This window comes from Microbacterium sp. NPDC096154, assembly GCF_040302945.1.
Taxonomy (GTDB): domain Bacteria; phylum Actinomycetota; class Actinomycetes; order Actinomycetales; family Microbacteriaceae; genus Microbacterium.
On sequence record NZ_JBEOSM010000002.1, the window covers coordinates 302749 to 320118 of the forward strand.

The 17370-nt window shown below is 68.2% G+C and carries 24 protein-coding genes; 4 read left to right on the forward strand and 20 right to left on the reverse strand.

Annotation, left to right across the window (positions count from 1 at the left end; translation table 11 throughout):
- Window positions 1-80 precede the first annotated feature (80 nt).
- From gmd to ABTW64_RS03925, 4 genes are all read left to right on the forward strand, one after another.
- Window positions 81-1112, forward strand: a complete 1032-nt coding sequence (gene gmd, locus ABTW64_RS03910; RefSeq protein ID WP_350619389.1) for a GDP-mannose 4,6-dehydratase — start codon at window positions 81-83, stop codon at window positions 1110-1112.
- Window positions 1109-2089 carry a GDP-L-fucose synthase family protein gene (locus ABTW64_RS03915; protein WP_350619390.1) on the forward strand — a complete coding sequence of 327 codons (981 nt, stop codon included), beginning with the start codon at window positions 1109-1111 and terminating at the stop codon, window positions 2087-2089. Before gmd ends, ABTW64_RS03915 begins: the two co-directional genes overlap by 4 nt.
- A complete protein-coding gene (locus ABTW64_RS03920) occupies window positions 2086-3903 on the forward strand; it encodes a DUF4012 domain-containing protein (protein ID WP_350619391.1) in 1818 nt (605 codons plus the stop codon). Before ABTW64_RS03915 ends, ABTW64_RS03920 begins: the two co-directional genes overlap by 4 nt.
- A gap of 80 nt (window positions 3904-3983) precedes the next feature.
- Window positions 3984-4559 carry a hypothetical protein gene (locus tag ABTW64_RS03925; RefSeq protein ID WP_350619393.1) on the forward strand — a complete coding sequence of 192 codons (576 nt, stop codon included), beginning with the start codon at window positions 3984-3986 and terminating at the stop codon, window positions 4557-4559.
- A 106-nt stretch (window positions 4560-4665) separates the two neighbouring features.
- On the opposite strand, the gene ABTW64_RS03930 is transcribed toward ABTW64_RS03925, so the two are convergent.
- The 20 genes from ABTW64_RS03930 to rpsH all read right to left on the reverse strand — a co-directional run bounded on the left by ABTW64_RS03930 (window position 4666) and on the right by rpsH (window position 17227).
- Entirely contained in the window at window positions 4666-5412 is a 747-nt protein-coding gene (locus tag ABTW64_RS03930) for an endonuclease/exonuclease/phosphatase family protein (RefSeq protein WP_350619395.1), read from the reverse strand.
- Window positions 5413-5464: 52 nt separating this feature from the next.
- Window positions 5465-6316: a tRNA pseudouridine(38-40) synthase TruA gene (gene truA, locus ABTW64_RS03935; RefSeq protein WP_350619397.1), complete on the reverse strand. Its 852-nt coding sequence runs from the start codon at window positions 6314-6316 to the stop codon at window positions 5465-5467.
- Window positions 6317-6346: 30 nt separating this feature from the next.
- Window positions 6347-7042, reverse strand: coding sequence for a 5'-methylthioadenosine/S-adenosylhomocysteine nucleosidase (mtnN, locus tag ABTW64_RS03940; RefSeq protein ID WP_350619399.1), 696 nt, complete (start codon window positions 7040-7042; stop codon window positions 6347-6349).
- A gap of 12 nt (window positions 7043-7054) precedes the next feature.
- Window positions 7055-7519 (reverse strand): S-ribosylhomocysteine lyase, encoded by a 465-nt coding sequence (locus ABTW64_RS03945; protein ID WP_350619725.1) that lies wholly within the window; start codon window positions 7517-7519, stop codon window positions 7055-7057.
- A gap of 113 nt (window positions 7520-7632) precedes the next feature.
- Complete coding sequence (rplQ, locus tag ABTW64_RS03950) at window positions 7633-8169, reverse strand: 50S ribosomal protein L17 (RefSeq protein WP_350619401.1); 537 nt, start codon at window positions 8167-8169, stop codon at window positions 7633-7635.
- A gap of 72 nt (window positions 8170-8241) precedes the next feature.
- Window positions 8242-9231: a DNA-directed RNA polymerase subunit alpha gene (locus ABTW64_RS03955; RefSeq protein ID WP_350619403.1), complete on the reverse strand. Its 990-nt coding sequence runs from the start codon at window positions 9229-9231 to the stop codon at window positions 8242-8244.
- Window positions 9232-9410: 179 nt separating this feature from the next.
- The gene (gene rpsK, locus ABTW64_RS03960) at window positions 9411-9812 is read right to left on the reverse strand and encodes a 30S ribosomal protein S11 (RefSeq protein WP_350619405.1); all 402 of its coding nucleotides are present in this window, start codon (window positions 9810-9812) and stop codon (window positions 9411-9413) included.
- A gap of 24 nt (window positions 9813-9836) precedes the next feature.
- Window positions 9837-10211, reverse strand: a complete 375-nt coding sequence (gene rpsM, locus ABTW64_RS03965) for a 30S ribosomal protein S13 (RefSeq protein ID WP_350619407.1) — start codon at window positions 10209-10211, stop codon at window positions 9837-9839.
- Window positions 10212-10357: 146 nt separating this feature from the next.
- Complete coding sequence (gene rpmJ, locus ABTW64_RS03970) at window positions 10358-10474, reverse strand: 50S ribosomal protein L36 (protein WP_005050492.1); 117 nt, start codon at window positions 10472-10474, stop codon at window positions 10358-10360.
- An 80-nt stretch (window positions 10475-10554) separates the two neighbouring features.
- The gene (gene infA / locus ABTW64_RS03975; RefSeq protein ID WP_055992200.1) at window positions 10555-10776 is read right to left on the reverse strand and encodes a translation initiation factor IF-1; all 222 of its coding nucleotides are present in this window, start codon (window positions 10774-10776) and stop codon (window positions 10555-10557) included.
- A 166-nt stretch (window positions 10777-10942) separates the two neighbouring features.
- The gene (locus ABTW64_RS03980) at window positions 10943-11620 is read right to left on the reverse strand and encodes a DsbA family protein (protein ID WP_350619410.1); all 678 of its coding nucleotides are present in this window, start codon (window positions 11618-11620) and stop codon (window positions 10943-10945) included.
- 70 nt (window positions 11621-11690) lie between these two features.
- Window positions 11691-12542 (reverse strand): type I methionyl aminopeptidase, encoded by an 852-nt coding sequence (map, locus tag ABTW64_RS03985; RefSeq protein WP_350619412.1) that lies wholly within the window; start codon window positions 12540-12542, stop codon window positions 11691-11693.
- An 11-nt stretch (window positions 12543-12553) separates the two neighbouring features.
- The gene (locus ABTW64_RS03990) at window positions 12554-13153 is read right to left on the reverse strand and encodes an adenylate kinase (protein ID WP_350619414.1); all 600 of its coding nucleotides are present in this window, start codon (window positions 13151-13153) and stop codon (window positions 12554-12556) included.
- The gene (gene secY / locus ABTW64_RS03995) at window positions 13150-14469 is read right to left on the reverse strand and encodes a preprotein translocase subunit SecY (RefSeq protein WP_350619416.1); all 1320 of its coding nucleotides are present in this window, start codon (window positions 14467-14469) and stop codon (window positions 13150-13152) included. Before secY ends, ABTW64_RS03990 begins: the two co-directional genes overlap by 4 nt.
- A gap of 101 nt (window positions 14470-14570) precedes the next feature.
- On the reverse strand, window positions 14571-15047 hold the full coding sequence (gene rplO, locus ABTW64_RS04000) for a 50S ribosomal protein L15 (RefSeq protein ID WP_350619418.1): 477 nt from the start codon (window positions 15045-15047) through the stop codon (window positions 14571-14573).
- Complete coding sequence (gene rpmD, locus ABTW64_RS04005; RefSeq protein ID WP_342337646.1) at window positions 15047-15232, reverse strand: 50S ribosomal protein L30; 186 nt, start codon at window positions 15230-15232, stop codon at window positions 15047-15049. Before rpmD ends, rplO begins: the two co-directional genes overlap by 1 nt.
- Window positions 15232-15927: a 30S ribosomal protein S5 gene (gene rpsE / locus ABTW64_RS04010; protein ID WP_502892297.1), complete on the reverse strand. Its 696-nt coding sequence runs from the start codon at window positions 15925-15927 to the stop codon at window positions 15232-15234. Before rpsE ends, rpmD begins: the two co-directional genes overlap by 1 nt.
- A complete protein-coding gene (rplR, locus tag ABTW64_RS04015; protein ID WP_350619423.1) occupies window positions 15924-16283 on the reverse strand; it encodes a 50S ribosomal protein L18 in 360 nt (119 codons plus the stop codon). Before rplR ends, rpsE begins: the two co-directional genes overlap by 4 nt.
- A 2-nt stretch (window positions 16284-16285) precedes the next feature.
- Entirely contained in the window at window positions 16286-16822 is a 537-nt protein-coding gene (rplF, locus tag ABTW64_RS04020) for a 50S ribosomal protein L6 (protein ID WP_350619425.1), read from the reverse strand.
- A 6-nt stretch (window positions 16823-16828) separates the two neighbouring features.
- On the reverse strand, window positions 16829-17227 hold the full coding sequence (gene rpsH / locus ABTW64_RS04025) for a 30S ribosomal protein S8 (RefSeq protein WP_350619427.1): 399 nt from the start codon (window positions 17225-17227) through the stop codon (window positions 16829-16831).
- Window positions 17228-17370: the final 143 nt, after the last annotated feature.

Genomic DNA, 17370 nt, shown 5'->3' on the forward strand with positions numbered 1-17370 from the left:
ATATGGCAGGTTGCGTCATTTGCGGCGTGCAGAATGGGCACATCCGACGGCACCATTCGTGCACCAGAAAAGGGAATCCTGTGACAAAGCGCGCCCTCATCACCGGCATCACCGGCCAGGACGGCTCCTACCTCGCCGAGCTGCTGCTCTCCAAGGGATATGAGGTGCACGGCGTGATTCGCCGCGCCTCCACCTTCAACACCTCGCGCATCGACCACCTGTACGTCGACCCCCACGACCCGAAAGCCAAGATCTTCCTGCACTACGGCGACCTGAGCGACGGCGCGCGCCTCGTCACGCTGCTGAGCGAGATCAACCCCGACGAGGTGTACAACCTCGCCGCGCAGTCGCACGTGCGGGTGTCGTTCGACGAGCCCGAGCACACGGCCGACACCACGGGCACGGGCACGATCCGCCTGCTCGAGGCGGTGCGGCTGTCGGGGATTCAGACGCGCTTCTATCAGGCGTCGTCGTCGGAGCTTTACGGCGCGACTCCGCCGCCGCAGAACGAGCAGACGCCGTTCTACCCGCGCTCGCCCTATGCCGCCGCGAAGCTCTACAGCTACTGGATCACCAAGAACTACCGCGAGGCGTACGACATGTTCGCGGTCAACGGCATCCTGTTCAACCACGAGTCGCCCCGCCGCGGCGAGACGTTCGTGACGCGCAAGATCACCCGCGCGGTGGCGCGCATCAAGGCCGGCGTGCAGAAGGACCTGTACCTGGGCAACCTGGAGTCGATCCGCGACTGGGGCTACGCCGCCGAGTACGTGGAGGGCATGTGGCGCATGCTGCAGGCCGACACCCCCGACGACTACGTTCTGGCCACCGGCGTCGGCTACACCATCAAGGACTTCCTCGCGACGTCGTTCGGCCACGTGGGCCTCGACTGGCAGGAGTTCGTCAAGTTCGACGAGCGCTATCTGCGCCCCACCGAGGTCGACGCCCTGATCGGCGACCCGTCGAAGGCGCAGGATGAGCTGGGCTGGAAGGCATCGGTCGACGGCCTGGCGCTGGCGAAGCTCATGGTCGACGCCGACGTCGAGGCGCTCGAGCACGAGGGCCGCCCGTGGATCGATCAGGTGCAGCTCGCGTCGTGGGAGGCCGCATGACCGCCTCCGACGGCCTCGACTACACCCCGGGCGAGCTCGACCGCGACGCCACGTTCTACGTCGCCGGCCACCGCGGCCTCGTGGGCTCGGCGATCTGGCGCAAGCTCGAGTCGTCGGGCTTCCAGAACCTCGTCGGCAAGCGCTCGAGCGAGCTCGACCTGAAGCAGCGCGAGGCGGTGTTCGACTTCTTCCGCGAGACGAAGCCGAAGTATGTGGTGCTCGCCGCGGCGAAGGTCGGCGGCATCCTGGCCAACAGCACGTACCCCGTCGACTTCCTGAGCGACAACATCCGCATCCAGTCGAACGTGATGGATGCGGCGCTCGAGGCCGGCGTGGAACGCCTGCTGTTCCTCGGCTCGTCGTGCATCTACCCGAAGTTCGCCGAGCAGCCCATCCGCGAGGACTCGCTGCTGACCGGACACCTCGAGCCCACCAACGACGCGTACGCGATCGCCAAGATCACGGGCATCCTGAACGTTCAGGCCGTGCGTCGCCAGTACGGTCTGCCGTGGATCTCGGCCATGCCGACCAACCTCTACGGGCCGAACGACAACTTCTCCCCTCAGGGCTCGCACGTGCTGCCGGCCCTGATCCGTCGCTACGACGAGGCCGCCGAGAACGGCGCCGCCTCTGTCACGAACTGGGGCACCGGCACGCCGCGCCGCGAGTTCCTGCACAGCGACGACATGGCCGACGCCGCCCTGCACCTGCTGGAGCACTACGACGGCCCCGAGCAGGTCAACGTCGGCACCGGCACGGATGTCACCATCCGCGAGATCGCCGAGACGATCGCCGAGGTCGTGGGCTTTGCGGGCCAGACCGAGTGGGACACCACCAAGCCCGACGGCACTCCGCAGAAGCTGCTGGATGTGTCGAAGCTGGCCGATGCGGGCTGGACGTCGAAGATCTCGCTGGCCGAGGGCCTCGAGCGCACGGTCGCGTGGTTCCGTGATCACAAGGAGCACTTGCGAGGGTGACCCGCCGCAGCCGTTCCCGATCGAGGAAGTCGGCCGCGCGGTTCACGCGTGCGCGGGCGGGGCGCCTCGTCACGGTCTTGCTCCTGCTCGTGCTGGCGCTGACCGTGTTCGCCGTCGTGTGGGTCGGCGCGCGCGGCGCGCTCGCGCAATGGCACCTCGGCCAGGCACAGGCGGCGGCCTCGACGCTGCAGCGCATCGCGTTCTCCGACCCGCAGGGGGCACAGAAGGCAGCGGATGATCTGGCCGAGAACGCGGCAGAGGCCCACGAGCTGACGAGCGACCCGGTGTGGCGCGCCGTCGAGATCGCGCCATGGATCGGACCGCAGCTGCGCGCCGCCTCGACGCTCGCCGCGAGCCTCAACGACGCGGTCGGCGCCGTCACGCCGCTGGTCGATGTGCTCGCGACCTTCGACCCGTCGTCGCTCACGCCGCAGGACGGACGCATCGAGCTCTCGCCGCTGATCGAAGCGCGCGAGGAGGCCGCGACCGCAGCTCAGCGCTCCCGCGCCGCGGCAGACGCGGCCGCGGCGGTCGATACCACTCCTCTGCTCGGCGCACTGCGCGAGCCCGTCGTACAGGGCACCGCACAGCTGCAGACCGTGGCCGACCTGACCGACGCTCTGCGCAAGGCCACGGTGCTGCTGCCGGCGATGCTCGGCGCCGATGGCCCGCGCGACTACCTGCTGATCTTCCAAAACAACGCCGAGTGGCGCTCACTGGGAGGCATCGCCGGCAACGTCGCCGTGCTGCACACGGACGGCGGCCGCATCACGCTCACCGACCAGGCCAGCGCGACATCGCTCGGCGCGTTCGCCGGCCAGTCCGAGGCGATGCCCGCAGACGCACGCCGCATCGTCGGCAACCGCGTCGAGACCTACATGCACAACGTCACCCAGGTGCCCGACTTCCACGTCACGGCCGAGCTGGCGAAGGACCTGTGGCAGCGCGAGCGAGGGCTCGAGGTCGACGGCGTGATCGCGGTCGACCCCGTCGCGGTCTCCTACCTTCTGGACGCCACCGGCCCGGTCGAGATGAGGTCGGGCGATGTGCTCACCGCCGAGAACACCGTGCCCCTCCTCCTCAACGAGGTCTATTTCCGTTATGAAGACCCGCAGGCGCAGGATCTGCTTTTCGCCGATGCCACGTCGTCGGTGTTCGCCGCTCTGACGAATGGCGCCCCCAACCCGAGTGCCCTGATCTCGGCTCTCGGCCGCGGAGCGTCAGAGAACCGCCTGCTGCTGTGGAGCGGTCATGCCGACGAGCAGCAGCTGCTGGATACGACGACGCTGGCTGGGGCATTGCCGGAATCCGATGCGGAGACCGCACGATTCGGCGTGTACGTGAACGACGCCACCGGTTCGAAGCTCGACTACTACATGCGTCTCAGCACCGGAGCGAGGATGTGCGCGACCACGGCAAGGAACGCCACAGCGACCGTACGCGTGCAGGTGCAGAGCGAGGTGCCCGACGACGTCGCGTCCCTCCCGCGGTACATCACGGGGCTCAACGAGCAGGGCACGGAGAGCATCGGCGGAGTGCCCGCGGGACTGACGCGAACCGTCGCGTACGTGTATCTCCCGGAGGGCGGGAGACTCGTAACACAGAATTCATCTTCCGGAGAATCCCTGTTAGTGGGAGAGCACGATGGCCGACAGGTGCTCTCTTGGTGGAATGACGTCCCGCCTGGTGGGTCAGCGACCCTCGATATAAGCGTTGTGATGCCTTTGGTTCGCAATATCGATATTCTGCCCACACCGACATATCTGTTTGCAGATTTTGACGCGGTGGACATTCCTTGTGGGTTTCCTGAATAATCCAAGGAGCGCGCATTTCGGAGTTCGAATCGCCGATGGCGCGAAAACCTCCTCCGTCTCACGCACCGTGAAGGATCGTCATGAAGAATTCCATGCTCAAGGCCGTTTCCTCGGCTGCCCTGGCGGGTGCTCTCGTCATGGCGCCCATCGCCGCCAGCGCCGAGCCCTACACCCCGCCCACGACGCCCCCGAGTGACACCGACACCACCTACACGGCGGCCCCCGGTGTCCCCGTGACCGTCGCGCTCGGCGGCTTCCAGGCCGGCGAGCCCGTCTCGGTCACCGTCTCGGGTCTGAACGCCGACGACGCGACGCTCGCCTCGATCGTCAAGATCGCCGCCACGTCGCCCGCCGCCAGCTACACCGCTGCCGGTGACGGCACGGTCGCCCCGACCGTCACGCTTCCGGCCAACGCCTCGGGCACCTACACCGTGACCGGTGTTGGCACCGTGAGCGGCGTCGTCAGCGCCGCGACCATCACGGTCGCCGCCGCTGCCGGTGGCGCCGGCGTCGGCACCGAGGACGGCCTGGCCGCCACGGGTCTTGACTCGAACAGCCTGCTCACCCTGTGGGTCGGCGGCGGCGCGCTGCTGCTCGCCGGTGGCTCGATCGTCGTCGCTTCGGCGGTCCGCCGCCAGCGTCAGAGCACCATCTGACCTTCTGAGCCACGAAAGGCCCGACGGGATCACCCGTCGGGCCTTTCGCTGTGTACGCGGCCCGGAATCAGCGCCGACGCGCACCCCCCTCGAGGCGCGCGACGCATCACTCGGCGTCGGCGTCCGCGTCGGTCTCTTCGAAGTCCTGCGACGGGTCATCCGGCACACGCAGCTCGCGGTGCCCGCTCTTGTAGGTCGCGCTCACCAGAATCGGCAGGTGATCCGACGCGCCCTGCGGCAGCGTCGTGACCTTCTCGATGTCGAGCCCGATCGACGTGGCGAAGTCGTAGTGCCCCCGGAAGAACTTGTACCGCGTGTAGGTGCGTGCATCGCTCAGCGTCAGGTCGTAGCCCGCGCCGCGAACGCGCTCGCTCAGCCGCTCCTTGAACACCGGGTAGTTGTAGTCGCCCACCATGAGGATGGGCACCCCGTCGCCCATCTTCTGCAGCGTGCTCAGCGCGGTGCGGATCTGATGCCGCCGCAACGAGTTCAGGGCGGTGAGCGGCGCCGCGTGGAACGAGGCGATGATCACGTCGCGTCCCGCGTCGATGTCGCGCAGGCGGGCGGCCAGCAGGCGCTCGTGCGCCGGACGCAGCAGGATGTCGTGCAGCGACTTCTTCAGCGACAGCGTCAGCACATCCTGCAGCTGGAACATGTTCTCGCGGTAGTACAGCGCCAGGCCCAGCCGGTTCTTCGACGTTGCGCTCGCGAGCGTGAGCCCCGAGATGTGGTGCGGCATCTCGGCGGTGTCGGCCTCCTGCAGGCACAGCACGTTGGCCTCCCACCGGTCGACCAGCTCCTCGAGCTCGTGGGCCGCGGCATGCTTGCGCAGGTTGTACGAGATGACCTTCATGGCCCCACAACCCTACGCGCGTGGCGCGCGACCGTGCTCAGGGGTTGACAGCTCACTCGGCGTCGCGCCGGTTGCGCGTCTGCTCGGCGCGCGTGGCCAGCAGCTCGTCGGCCGGGTAGCCCACCTCGGTCAGCGTGAGGCCGCGCGCCGCGAGCACCTTGAACTCGCTCGTGCGCAGCCGCGCATCCCGGATCTTCACCAGGTGCTCGGGGGCCAGCTTGCCCTCCCCCGCCGCCACGCAGGCACCTACCAGCGCGCGCACCATGGAGTGGCAGAACGCGTCGGCCCGCACGTGCGCGATCAGGATGCCCCGCTCGTCGCGACGCCAGTCATACTCGAGCAGAGTGCGGATGGTCGTGGCCTCGGGCCGGGGCTTGCAGTACGCCGCGAAGTCGTGCAGGCCGATCAGGCTCTGCGCCGCCGCATGCATCGCGTCGACGTCGAGCTCGGCCCGCACCGTGGTGGTGTGCAGGCGCTCGAGCGGGTCGTAGCCGGCGACGGTGTCGGCGATGCGGTACTCGTAGCGCCGCCAGGTGGCCGAGAAGCGCGCGTCGAAGCCCTCGGGCGCCGTCGACGTGCGCGACACCGCCACGTCGGCGTACTGGCCCAGCACGCCCGTCAGGCGGCGTGCCAGCGGCGCGACAGGATCATCCGGATGCGGCACATCCCGACGACGCTGCGTCGCACGGGCCCACTGCTCGTCGTCGAGGTCGGCATGCGCCACCTGTCCGGTCGCGTGCACGCCGGCGTCGGTGCGGCCCGCCACGGTGAGCGGCACGGGAGAGCCGATGATGCGCTCCAGCGCCCCCTCGAGCGTCCCCTGCACCGTGCGCAGGCCCGGCTGCCGCGCCCAGCCCCGGAAGTACGTGCCGTCGTAGGCGATGTCGAGGCGGATGCGGGGCACGGACACCAGCCTATGCGGCGTCGCCGCGGCTCAGAGAGCCGACAGGGCCCGCACCACGAGCTGCGCCGAGCGGTCGGCTGCGTCGTCGATGTGCGTGAGGAACTCGGTGCCGTCGGGCGCGCACAGATCGGAGACCGCGCGCACCGACACGAAACGGGTGCCGTGGTTGTGGGCCACCTGCGCGATGGCGGCCGACTCCATGTCGACCGCGAGCAGATGCGGGAAGTCGCCTCGCAGCTGCTCGGCCAGCTCCGACGTCACGAACCGCTCGCCCGACCCGATCGCGCCCTCGCGCACGGTCAGCTCGCCGCGGGCGCCCAGCAGCGCCCCGCGCAGCTGCGCGTCGCCGTCGTACGCCACTGGCATGCCCGGCACCTGGCCCAGTGCGTAGCCGAAGGCACGGGCATCCGCGCCGACGTTCACGAGCGAGTCGCTCACGACCACGTCGCCGACCTGCACGCCCTTCGCGAGCCCTCCGGCCGATCCGGCGCTCACCAGGTGCACGCCCTCGCCGTAGCGCGCGATCGCGCCGGCCGCCGCGTGCGCGCCGTTGACCATGCCGATGCCCGTGCGCACCAGCACGTGCGTCCGTCCGCCCAGCACGATGCCGCGGTGCTCGGCGCCGCCGATGCGCGTCGGCCGGCTCACCTCGTCGGCGCGCTCCACGAACGGCGCGGCCTCCTCGTCCATGGCGACCAGGATGACCGCGATGCCCTCACCCGTCACGTCAGGCGCCCGTCAGGCGAGCTCGCCGGGAAACACCTGCGCCCAGCCGGCGCGCTCCGCGAGGAAGGCGCGAGCGGCATCCTGTGCGCCCTGCAGCGTGTGGTTGGCGCCCCATCCGCACTGGATCTCGTTCGCGGCAGGCACCTCGGTTGCCTCCAGGATGTCCTGCAGCGTCGCGGCCACGAGCTGCTCGACCTCGTCGAAGCCGTGGTCGCCCTGCAGGATCAGGTAGAACCCCGTCTGGCAGCCCATCGGCGAGAAGTCGATGACACGGTCGGAGTGGTTGCGCGACTTCTCGGCGAACAGGTGCTCGAGCGAGTGGATGGCCGGCATCGGCAGGTGCCCGACGTTCGGCTGCGCGAACCGCACGTCGTACTTCACGATCACGTCGCCGTGCGGCAGCACCTTGCGGTCGGCGACACGCAGGTACGGCGCCTTCACGGCGCGATGATCGAGGTTGAACGACTCGACGTTCATGCGGGGCTGCGGGGTGTTGTCGTCAGTGGCGGGCACCTATCCAGCGTAAGCGCCCGGGAACGACGAAGGGCCCCGCCGTACGGCGGGGCCCTTCGTGCGAGTGGTGAGGGGAATTACTTCTCCTCGGCCTCCGTGGCCTCCTCGGCCGGAGCCTCGGTCGCCTCGGCCGGGGTCTCCTCAGCGGGGGTCTCCTCGGCGGCGGTCTCCTCGGCGGGAGCCTCCTCGGCCGGGGCCTCCTCGACGACCGGAGCCGTCTCGGCGGCCGGAGCGGCCTTCTTGGCCTTCGGGGTGACGGGCTCGAGGACGAGCTCGATCACGGCCATGGGCGCGTTGTCGCCCTTGCGGTTGCCGACCTTGGTGATGCGGGTGTAGCCACCCTCGCGGTCGGCCACCAGCGGCGCGATCTCGGCGAACAGGGTGTGCACGACATCCTTGTCACCGATCACCGAGAGCACGCTGCGGCGCGCGTGCAGGTCGCCGCGCTTCGCCTTCGTGATCAGGCGCTCGGCGAGCGGACGCAGGCGCTTGGCCTTGGTCTCGGTCGTCTTGATCGACTTGTGGGTGAACAGGGCCGCCGCGAGGTTCGCGAGAAGCAGACGCTCGTGGGCGGGGCCGCCTCCGAGGCGGGGACCCTTCGTGGGCTTAGGCATGTTGTTGTTACTCCAGTGTCAGAAAGCTGTTGACCTGACAGCCGCCGGGCGGAAGTCAGAAGTCGAAACGGATCAGATCGACTCGTCGTCGTAGCCGCCGTAGAAGCCGCTGCCCTCGAAGCCGGGCACCGAGTCCTTCAGCGACAGGCCGAGCGAGGTGAGCTTGTCGCGCACCTCGTCCACCGACTTCTGTCCGAAGTTGCGGATGTTCATGAGCTGCGTCTCCGAGAGGGCGACGAGCTCGCTGACCGTGTTGATTCCCTCGCGCTTGAGGCAGTTGTACGAGCGGACCGACAGGTCGAGGTCCTCGATCGGCATCGACAGCTCGTTCGAGAGCACGGTCTCGACCGGCGCGGGGCCGATCTCGATGCCCTCGGCCTCGACGTTCAGCTCGCGGGCCAGGCCGAACAGCTCGACCAGCGTGCGGCCGGCCGAAGCCACGGCGTCGCGCGGGGCGATCGACGGCTTGGTCTCGACGTCCAGCACGAGCTTGTCGAAGTCGGTGCGCTCACCGGCACGAGTCGCCTCGACGCGGTAGCTGACCTTGAGCACCGGCGAGTAGATCGAGTCGACCGGGATCTGGCCGGCCTCGGCGTACTCGTTGCGGTTCTGCACGGCCGACACGTAGCCGCGGCCACGCTCGATCGTGAGCTCGAGCTCGAACTTGGCGGTGTCGTTGAGCGTCGCGATGACCAGCTCGGGGTTGTGCACCTCGACACCGGCCGGAGCCGAGATGTCGGCGGCCGTGACCTCGCCGGCGCCCGTCTTGCGCAGGTACGCGGTGATGGGCTCGTCGCGCTCGCTCGACACCACGAGCTGCTTGATGTTGAGGATGATCTCGGTGACATCCTCCTTCACACCGGGGATGGTGCTGAACTCGTGCAGCACGCCGTCGATGCGGATGCTGGTCACCGCCGCGCCGGGGATCGACGAGAGCAGGCTGCGACGCAGCGCGTTCCCGATGGTGTAGCCGAAGCCGGGCTCGAGGGGCTCGACGACGAACCGGCTGCGGAACTCCGAGATCTTCTCCTCGGTGAGGGTGGGACGCTGTGCAATGAGCACTGTGTGTTCCTTTCGATCAAGTGCCCGCTATATGACACTTGCGTGGATGAGGTCTTGAGTTGTTCTCGGACGGACGCACATCATCCTGCGAGGGACGATCCCCCTGAGGGGCGCGCGGCCGTGGGACGACGAGACGCCGGGGCGCAGGCTCGAGGCCGTGCACCCCGGCGGGGATCACGTCAGACGCGGCGGCGCTTGGGCGGGCGGCAGCCGTTGTGCGCCTGCGGCGTCACGTCCTGGATCGAACCGACCTCGAGGCCAGCGGCCTGCAGCGAGCGGATCGCGGTCTCGCGGCCCGAGCCCGGGCCCTTCACGAACACGTCGACCTTCTTGACGCCGTGCTCCTGCGCCTGGCGGGCGGCCGACTCGGCGGCCATACCGGCGGCGTACGGCGTCGACTTGCGCGAGCCCTTGAAGCCCACGCCACCAGCCGAGGTCCAGCTGATGACGGCGCCGGTCGGGTCGGTGATCGACACGATCGTGTTGTTGAACGTCGACTTGATGTGGGCCTGGCCCACGGCGATGTTCTTCTTCTCCTTGCGGCGCGGCTTGCGCGCGGCACTGGTCTTGGGTGCAGCCATGGTGTTCTCCTAAACCTTCCGCGCTTAGCGGGCCTTCTTCTTACCGGCGACGGTGCGCTTGGGACCCTTGCGCGTACGCGCGTTGGTCTTGGTGCGCTGACCGCGGACCGGCAGGCCGCGGCGGTGGCGGAGACCCTCGTACGAGCCGATCTCGACCTTGCGACGGATGTCGGCGGCGACCTCGCGGCGCAGATCACCCTCGACCTTGTAGTTGCCCTCGATGTAGTCACGGAGCGCGACGAGCTGGTCGTCGTTCAGGTCCTTGACGCGGATCTCGGGGCTGATGCCAGTGGCGGCGAGGATCTCGTTCGAGCGAGTGCGTCCAACGCCGTAGATGTACGTGAGGGCGATCACCACGCGCTTGTCGCGCGGGATGTCGACGCCGGCAAGACGTGCCATGCGAATCTCCTGATTGTTGTGGAGGTATGGAGCAGGATCGGTGCCCGGGCCTCCGCCCCGAGGTGTCCCCCGCTTGCGCGGGTTCTGATCCTGCCTGATTCAGATATTGAGTTGTGCTGCAGGATGTGAGCCCCGAAGGGCTCGCATCAGCCCTGGCGCTGCTTGTGGCGCGGGTTGCTCTTGCAGATGACCATGACGCGGCCGTGGCGACGAATCACCTTGCAGTGGTCGCAGATCGGCTTGACGCTGGGGTTGACCTTCATGATTCTTCTTTCGCTGTCTTCGTACCGGCCCCGAGCGGGGCACGGCCGTTACTTCTCGACCGGAAGCCGAGCAGCGCGGGTCAGCGGTAGCGGTAGACGATGCGTCCGCGCGTCAGGTCGTAGGGGCTCAGCTCCACGACCACGCGGTCCTCGGGGATGATGCGGATGTAGTTCTGCCGCATCTTGCCCGAGATCGTTGCGAGGACCTTGTGCCCGTTCGTCAGCTCAACGCGGAACATCGCGTTGGGCAGCGCCTCGGTGATCACGCCCTCGATCTCGATGACACCGTCTTTTTTCGCCATAGACTCGCTTTGCTTGTGCAGGCCGGTCGGTCTGCGGTGAGTGGGTTTCGGTGCGCGATGCCCGTCTCGACGACACGCCGAAAACAGGCGCAAAGCACCAAAGATCTATGTTAGGCGCTTCCGGGCGTGTCGGCAACTCGGCGTGTCGCCCCTATGGCAGGGCCGCTTACTTCAGCTGGGCGACGATGTCGGCCTGCGGGTCGCCCGTCAGCGACACGAACTCGCCGTTCAGCAGCACGGTCGGCGTGCCGATCCCCTGGGCACCCGGCTGCACCGGCGTCTCCTCGGTGATCTGCGTCACGTAGTCGTGGTACTCGTCGCTCGCGATGCACTCCGCGGCATCCGGCGCACCCGCGTCCGATGCGAACCCGCTCAGCTCGTCGTCGCTCAGGCCGGTCGACCCCTCCTCGGGCTGGTTGTCGAACAGCTCCTGGAAGAACGGGTACACCGCTTCGGGGTTCGCGTCGGCGACGCAGTACGCCGCGGCTGCCGATCGCGTCGAGTACTCGGTGCCCTGCGAGTACCGGTCGAGGATCGAGATCGGGTGCAGGTTGAGCGTGACGCGCCCCTCCTCGACCAGGTCGTGCACCGTCTCGCCGTACAGCTCGTTGTACTCCCCGCAGATGGGGCACATGAAGTCGACGTACTCGTCGATCACGTTCTCGCCCTCGCCCACCGCGATGGCACCCGTCTCCTCGTCGACCACGGCCGAACCGGGCGACGAGGCCGGAGCCGACGCCTGGTTGTTCATCCACACCACGAGGCCGCCGACGACCACCAGCAGCACGACCACGCCCGCCGAGATCCAGATCGCGGCCCAGTTCGTCGTCTTGCCGTTCGCCATGGTGCGCTTCCTGTCGTCTCGGTGAGGCTCTCGGGAGGTCAGGCTGTCGTCTCGGCCAGCCCGTCGGGGTTCAGGCGATCGGGGTCGGCGTCACACCGAAGGGCGCGAGGCCGGCGGCGCCGCCGTCGGGTGCGGTCAGCACCCAGATGCCATTGTCGTGCACGGCCACACTGTGCTCCCAGTGGGAGCCCATCGATCCGTCGACCGTCGAGACCGTCCAGTCGTCGTCCTCGACGAACGTCTCATCCGATCCGGCCGTCATCATCGGCTCGATGCACACCGCGAGGCCGGGCTTGATCTCCGCCCCCAGGTCGGACGTGCGGTAGTTGAAGATCGAGGGCGCCTCGTGCATCTTGCGGCCGATGCCGTGACCCACGTATTCACGCAGGATGCCCGCGGGCTCACCCGTGAACGACAGCGGGTTGGCCTCGATGTGGTCCTGGATCGCGGCGCCCACCTCGCCGAGCCGCTTGGCCGACGCGAGCGCGGCGATGCCGGCCCACATCGAGCCCTCGGTCACGCGGGAGAGCTCCTCGCGCTGCGCGACGACATCCGGTCGCTCCGGATCGGGGATCACGACGGTGATCGCCGAGTCGCCGTTCCAGCCGTCCGGCGTCTCGGCACCACAGTCGATCGACACGATGTCGCCCGGCTGCAGCGGCACGTCGTTCGGGATGCCGTGCACGACCGCGTCGTTGACCGACGCGCAGATCGTGTGCCGGTAGCCACGCACCAGCTGGAAGTTCGACCGCGCGCCGCGCTCGGTGATGACGCGGTTCGCCTCGGCGTCGAGCTGCAGGGTGGTCGCGCCGGGCCGGATCAGCGGACGCACGGCCTCGAGGGCCGCCGCGGTGATGAGACCGGGCTCGACCATCGCGCGCAGCTGCGCGGGGGTCTTGTAGATCGACTTGCGGAAGATCACGTCGGCCCGCGTCAGGCGGCCGCGCCGCGCACGAGCCCGCGAGCCTCGAGCGCCGCGAAGATGCGCTCGGTGATCTCGTCGAGGCTGCCGACGCCATCGATCGTGTCGACGATGTCGCGCGTGCGGTACACGGCCAGGATGGGCGCGGTCTCGCGCTCGTAGATGTCGAGACGGTGCGCGATGGCGGCCTCGGTGTCGTCCGAGCGACCCTGCTCCTTCGCGCGCAGCGCGATGCGGGCGAGGCTCTCCTCGCGGGGCACGTCGAGCTCGATCACGGCGTCGAGCGACTCCTCGCGGCCCTGCAGGAACTCATCGAGCAGCGCCACCTGCGCCACGTTGCGGGGGAAGCCGTCGAGCAGGAAGCCCTCGGCCGCATCCGGCTGCGACAGGCGGTCGCGCACGATCGCGCTGGTCAGCTCATCCGACACGAGATCGCCGGCGTCGGTGATGGCCTTCACCTGGAGGCCCAGCTCGGTGCCCTCCTTGATGTTGGCGCGGAAGATGTCTCCGGTCGACACGACGGGGATGCCGAACGCCTCCGCGATGCGCACGCCCTGGGTGCCCTTGCCCGAGCCCTGCGGTCCGACGATCAGAAGACGAGTGGAGGTCATCGGAGGAGCCCTTCGTAGTGGCGCTGCTGCAGCTGCGCATCGATCTGCTTGACGGTCTCAAGGCCCACACCCACGATGATCAGGATCGAGGCGCCGCCGAACGGGAAGTTCTGGTTGGCGCCCACGGTCGCCAGCGCGATCAGCGGGATGAGGGCGATGAGACCGAGGTAGATCGAGCCGGGCAGCGTGATGCGCGTGAGCACGTAGTCGAGGTACTCGGCCGTCGGACGGCCCGCGCGGATGCCCGGGATGAAGCCGCCGTACTTCTTCATGTTGTCGGCGACCTCGACCGGGTTGAAGGTGATCGCCACGTAGAAGTACGTGAAGCCGATGATCAGCAGGAAGTAGATCGCCATGTACAGCGGGTGGTCACCCGTCGTCAGGTACTGCGAGATCCACGTGACCCACGCCGGCGGCGTCTCGCCAACCGGGGTGTTGAACTGCGCGATCAGGGCGGGGATGTACAGCAGCGACGACGCGAAGATCACGGGCACGACGCCGGCCGTGTTCACCTTGATCGGGATGTAGGTGTTGGTGCCGCCGTACGTGCGACGACCCACCATGCGCTTGGCGTACTGCACCGGGATGCGGCGCTGCGACTGCTCGACGAACACGACCAGGGCGACGACCACGACGCCGACCGCGAGCACCAGCAGGAAGATCTCGAAGCCGCGGGCGGCCCAGATGGCGCCCATCGCGGCGGGGAACGTCGCGGCGATCGACGTGAAGATGAGCAGCGACATGCCGTTGCCGATGCCGCGCTCCGTCACCAGCTCGGCGAACCACATGATGAGGCCGGTGCCGGCGGTCATCGTGATGATCATCAGCAGCTGCGCCCACCAGGCCTGGTTGACCAGCAGCTCGTTGCAGGACTGCACGCCCGTCACGCCGAACAGCTGGCCCGTGCGGGCCACCGTCACCAGCGTCGTCGACTGCAGCAGCGCCAGCGCGATCGTCAGGTAGCGCGTGTACTGCGTGAGCTTGGCCTGACCCGCCTGGCCCTCCTTGTAGAGGGTCTCGAAGTGCGGGATGACCACGCGCAGCAGCTGCGTGATGATCGTCGCGGTGATGTACGGCATCACACCGAGCGCGAAGATCGACAGCTGCAGCAGGGCGCCGCCCGAGAACAGGTTCACGAGCGACAGCAGGCCGTCGGTGCCCGAGGTCTGGTCGATGCAGTCCTGGACGTTCGGGAAGTTGACGAACGGGGCCGGCACGTGCGCACCGAAGCGATAGATCGCGATGATCGCGAGGGTGAATCCGATCTTCCGCCGCAGATCCGGCGTGCGGAAGATCCGCGCGATGGCGCTGAACAAGGACGTGCCTCCCCGAGAGATGAAGATCCAGCGCCGATGACGCCGACCTCCAGGCTAACGCAAGGGCCCGGGAGCGAACGCTCCCGGGCCCTTGACGCGGATTACTTGACGCTGCCGCCGGCGGCGACGATCTTCTGCTCAGCCGAGCCGGAGACCTTGTCGACCGAGACGTTCAGGGCCACGGCGATCTCGCCGTTTCCGAGAACCTTGACCTTCTCGTTCTTGCGAACCGCACCCTTGGCGACCAGGTCGGCGACGGTCACGTCGCCACCGGTCGGGTACAGCTCCGCGAGCTTGTCCAGGTTCACGACCTGGTACTCCACGCGGAACGGGTTCTTGAAGCCGCGCAGCTTGGGCGTGCGCATGTGCAGCGGCATCTGGCCACCCTCGAAGCCGGGGCGGACGCTGTAGCGGGCCTTCGTGCCCTTCGTACCGCGACCGGCCGTCTTGCCCTTCGAGCCCTCACCGCGACCCACGCGGGTCTTGGCGGTGTTGGCGCCCGGGACCGGACGGAGGTGGTGCACCTTCAGCACACCGGGGCGCTTCGCCTCGGTGCTCTCGGCCTTCTTCTCAGCCATCAGTCGATCTCCTCAACATTCACGAGGTGGGCGACCGCACGCACGTAGCCGCGCGTCTGGGCGTCGTCGGGACGGACGACCGAGTCGCCGATCCGCTTGAGACCGAGCGAACGCAGCGTGTCGCGCTGGTTCTGCTTCTCGCTCACCTTGGACTTGACCTGCGTCACCTTCAGACGAGCAGCCATCACGCACCTGCCTTCGCGCTCGCGGCGGCCGCCTCGGCCTCCGCACGGACGAGACGTGCCGGCGCGACCTGGTCGAACTCGAGGCCACGACGCGCGGCGACCGCACGGGGCTCCTCGAGCTGCTTCAGGGCCTCGACGGTCGCGTGCACGATGTTGATCGTGTTCGACGAACCGAGCGACTTCGACAGCACGTCGTGGATACCGGCGCACTCGAGCACGGCGCGCACGGGGCCACCGGCGATAACACCGGTACCGGCCGAGGCCGGACGGAGCATGACGACGCCAGCGGCGGCCTCACCCTGAACGGGGTGGGGAATCGTGGCACCGGCGCGGGGCACGCGGAAGAAGTTGCGCTTCGCGTCCTCGACACCCTTCGAGATGGCCAGGGGCACCTCGCGGGCCTTGCCGTAGCCGACACCGACCACGCCGTTGCCGTCGCCGACGACCACGAGAGCGGTGAAGCTGAAGCGACGACCACCCTTCACGACCTTCGACACGCGGTTGATCGTGACGACGCGCTCGAGGAACTGGTTGTCGGCACCGCGGTCGTTGCGGTCACGACCGCCACGGCCCTGGTTGCGGTCGCCACGGCCACCGCGGCGGTCACCGCGCTCGGTGCGCTGCTCGGTCTGCGCCTGCTCGGCGCCGGCCTCGGGGGCCTCGGTGGTCACTTCGGTCTCCTTGTTGTCACTCACAGGTTCAGCCCCCCTTCACGGGCGCCCTCGGCGATCGCCGCGACGCGACCCGCGTAGCGGTTGCCACCGCGGTCGAACACGACGTCGGTGAAACCGGCGGCCTTCGCGCGCTCGGCGATCAGCTCGCCGACCTTGCGGGCCTTCGCGGTCTTGTCACCCTCGAGACCGCGCAGGTCGGTCTCGAGCGTCGAAGCAGAGGCCACGGTGTGACCCTTGCTGTCGTCGACCAGCTGCACGAAGACGTGGCGGGCCGAACGGGTCACGACGAGACGAGGACGGACCTCGGTGCCGACGACCTTCTTGCGAAGGCGAGTGTGACGGCGCGTACGCGCTGCGGACTTCGACTTCACAGCCATGATTACTTACCAGCCTTTCCGGCCTTGCGACGCACGACCTCGCCCGCGTAGCGGACACCCTTGCCCTTGTACGGCTCAGGCTTGCGGATCTTGCGGATGTTGGCGGCGGTCTCACCGACGGCCTGCTTGTCGATGCCGCTCACCGTCAGCTTGTTGTTGCCCTCGACGGTGAACGTGATGCCGGCCGGCGGCTCGACGGTGACGGGGTGCGAGAAGCCCAGAGCGAACTCGACAGCCGAGCCCTTCTGCGCCACGCGGTAACCGGTGCCGACGACCTCGAGGCCCTTGGTGTAGCCCTGGGTCACGCCGATGATGTTGTTGTTGATCAGGGTGCGCGTGAGGCCGTGCAGCGAACGCGACTCGCGCTCGTCGTCCGGACGGGTGACGAGAACCTGGTTCTCCTCGACCTTGACCTCGATGGGGCGCGCCACGGTGAGCGCGAGCTCGCCCTTGGGGCCCTTCACGGCAACCTGCTGCCCGTCGACCGTCACAGTGACGCCGGCGGGGATGTCAATGGGAAGACGTCCAATACGCGACATGAGGGATCACCACACGTAGGCGAGAACTTCTCCGCCCACGCCCTTCTGCTCAGCCTGACGGTCGGTGAGAAGACCGGAGGAGGTGGACAGGATGGCGACGCCGAGTCCGCCGAGCACGCGGGGCAGCTCGGTCGACTTCGCGTACACCCGGAGGCCGGGCTTCGAGACGCGCTTGATGCCGGCGATCGACCGCTCGCGGTTCGGGCCGTACTTGAGCGTCATCGTGAGGGTCTTGCCGACGCGCGCGTCGGTCTCCTCCCAGGCGGCGATGTAGCCCTCCTGCTTGAGGATCTCCGCGATGTGCGTCTTCAGCTTGCTCGACGGCAGCGACACGCTGTCGTGGTGCGCCGAGTTCGCGTTGCGCAGACGGGTCAGCATGTCTGCGACCGGGTCTGTCATCGTCATATGACGTGTCCTTTGTTCATGAGGTTCCGGCTGCCGTTACACGACAGACGGCCTTCGATGATTGATCCGTATTCAGTTGTCGCTTCGCGGTTCCGCCGCCGGCCGGGGCATGCCCCAGCCGGCGGCGGAAACACAAACGCTCG

What these genes read in the sequence shown, in the direction of transcription:
- ABTW64_RS03945 (WP_350619725.1), bottom strand. Translation starts at nt 7,519, where the DNA reads ATGAACGTCGAGTCGTTCAACCTCGATCATCGCGCCGTGAAGGCGCCG.
- rplF (WP_350619425.1), bottom strand. Translation starts at nt 16,822, where the DNA reads ATGTCGCGTATTGGACGTCTTCCCATTGACATCCCCGCCGGCGTCACT.
- rpmD (WP_342337646.1), bottom strand. Translation starts at nt 15,232, where the DNA reads ATGGCTGCTCGTCTGAAGGTGACGCAGGTCAAGTCCAAGGTGAGCGAG.
- ABTW64_RS03980 (WP_350619410.1), bottom strand. Translation starts at nt 11,620, where the DNA reads ATGGCGAACGGCAAGACGACGAACTGGGCCGCGATCTGGATCTCGGCG.
- rpmJ (WP_005050492.1), bottom strand. Translation starts at nt 10,474, where the DNA reads ATGAAGGTCAACCCCAGCGTCAAGCCGATCTGCGACCACTGCAAGGTG.
- ABTW64_RS03915 (WP_350619390.1), top strand. Translation starts at nt 1,109, where the DNA reads ATGACCGCCTCCGACGGCCTCGACTACACCCCGGGCGAGCTCGACCGC.
- ABTW64_RS03990 (WP_350619414.1), bottom strand. Translation starts at nt 13,153, where the DNA reads ATGACCTCCACTCGTCTTCTGATCGTCGGACCGCAGGGCTCGGGCAAG.
- rpsM (WP_350619407.1), bottom strand. Translation starts at nt 10,211, where the DNA reads ATGGCACGTCTTGCCGGCGTCGACATCCCGCGCGACAAGCGCGTGGTG.
- rplQ (WP_350619401.1), bottom strand. Translation starts at nt 8,169, where the DNA reads ATGCCTAAGCCCACGAAGGGTCCCCGCCTCGGAGGCGGCCCCGCCCAC.
- ABTW64_RS03930 (WP_350619395.1), bottom strand. Translation starts at nt 5,412, where the DNA reads ATGAAGGTCATCTCGTACAACCTGCGCAAGCATGCCGCGGCCCACGAG.
- infA (WP_055992200.1), bottom strand. Translation starts at nt 10,776, where the DNA reads ATGGCGAAAAAAGACGGTGTCATCGAGATCGAGGGCGTGATCACCGAG.
- ABTW64_RS03925 (WP_350619393.1), top strand. Translation starts at nt 3,984, where the DNA reads ATGAAGAATTCCATGCTCAAGGCCGTTTCCTCGGCTGCCCTGGCGGGT.
- rpsH (WP_350619427.1), bottom strand. Translation starts at nt 17,227, where the DNA reads ATGACGATGACAGACCCGGTCGCAGACATGCTGACCCGTCTGCGCAAC.
- rplR (WP_350619423.1), bottom strand. Translation starts at nt 16,283, where the DNA reads ATGGCTGTGAAGTCGAAGTCCGCAGCGCGTACGCGCCGTCACACTCGC.
- rplO (WP_350619418.1), bottom strand. Translation starts at nt 15,047, where the DNA reads ATGGCTGAGAAGAAGGCCGAGAGCACCGAGGCGAAGCGCCCCGGTGTG.
- rpsK (WP_350619405.1), bottom strand. Translation starts at nt 9,812, where the DNA reads ATGGCTGCACCCAAGACCAGTGCCGCGCGCAAGCCGCGCCGCAAGGAG.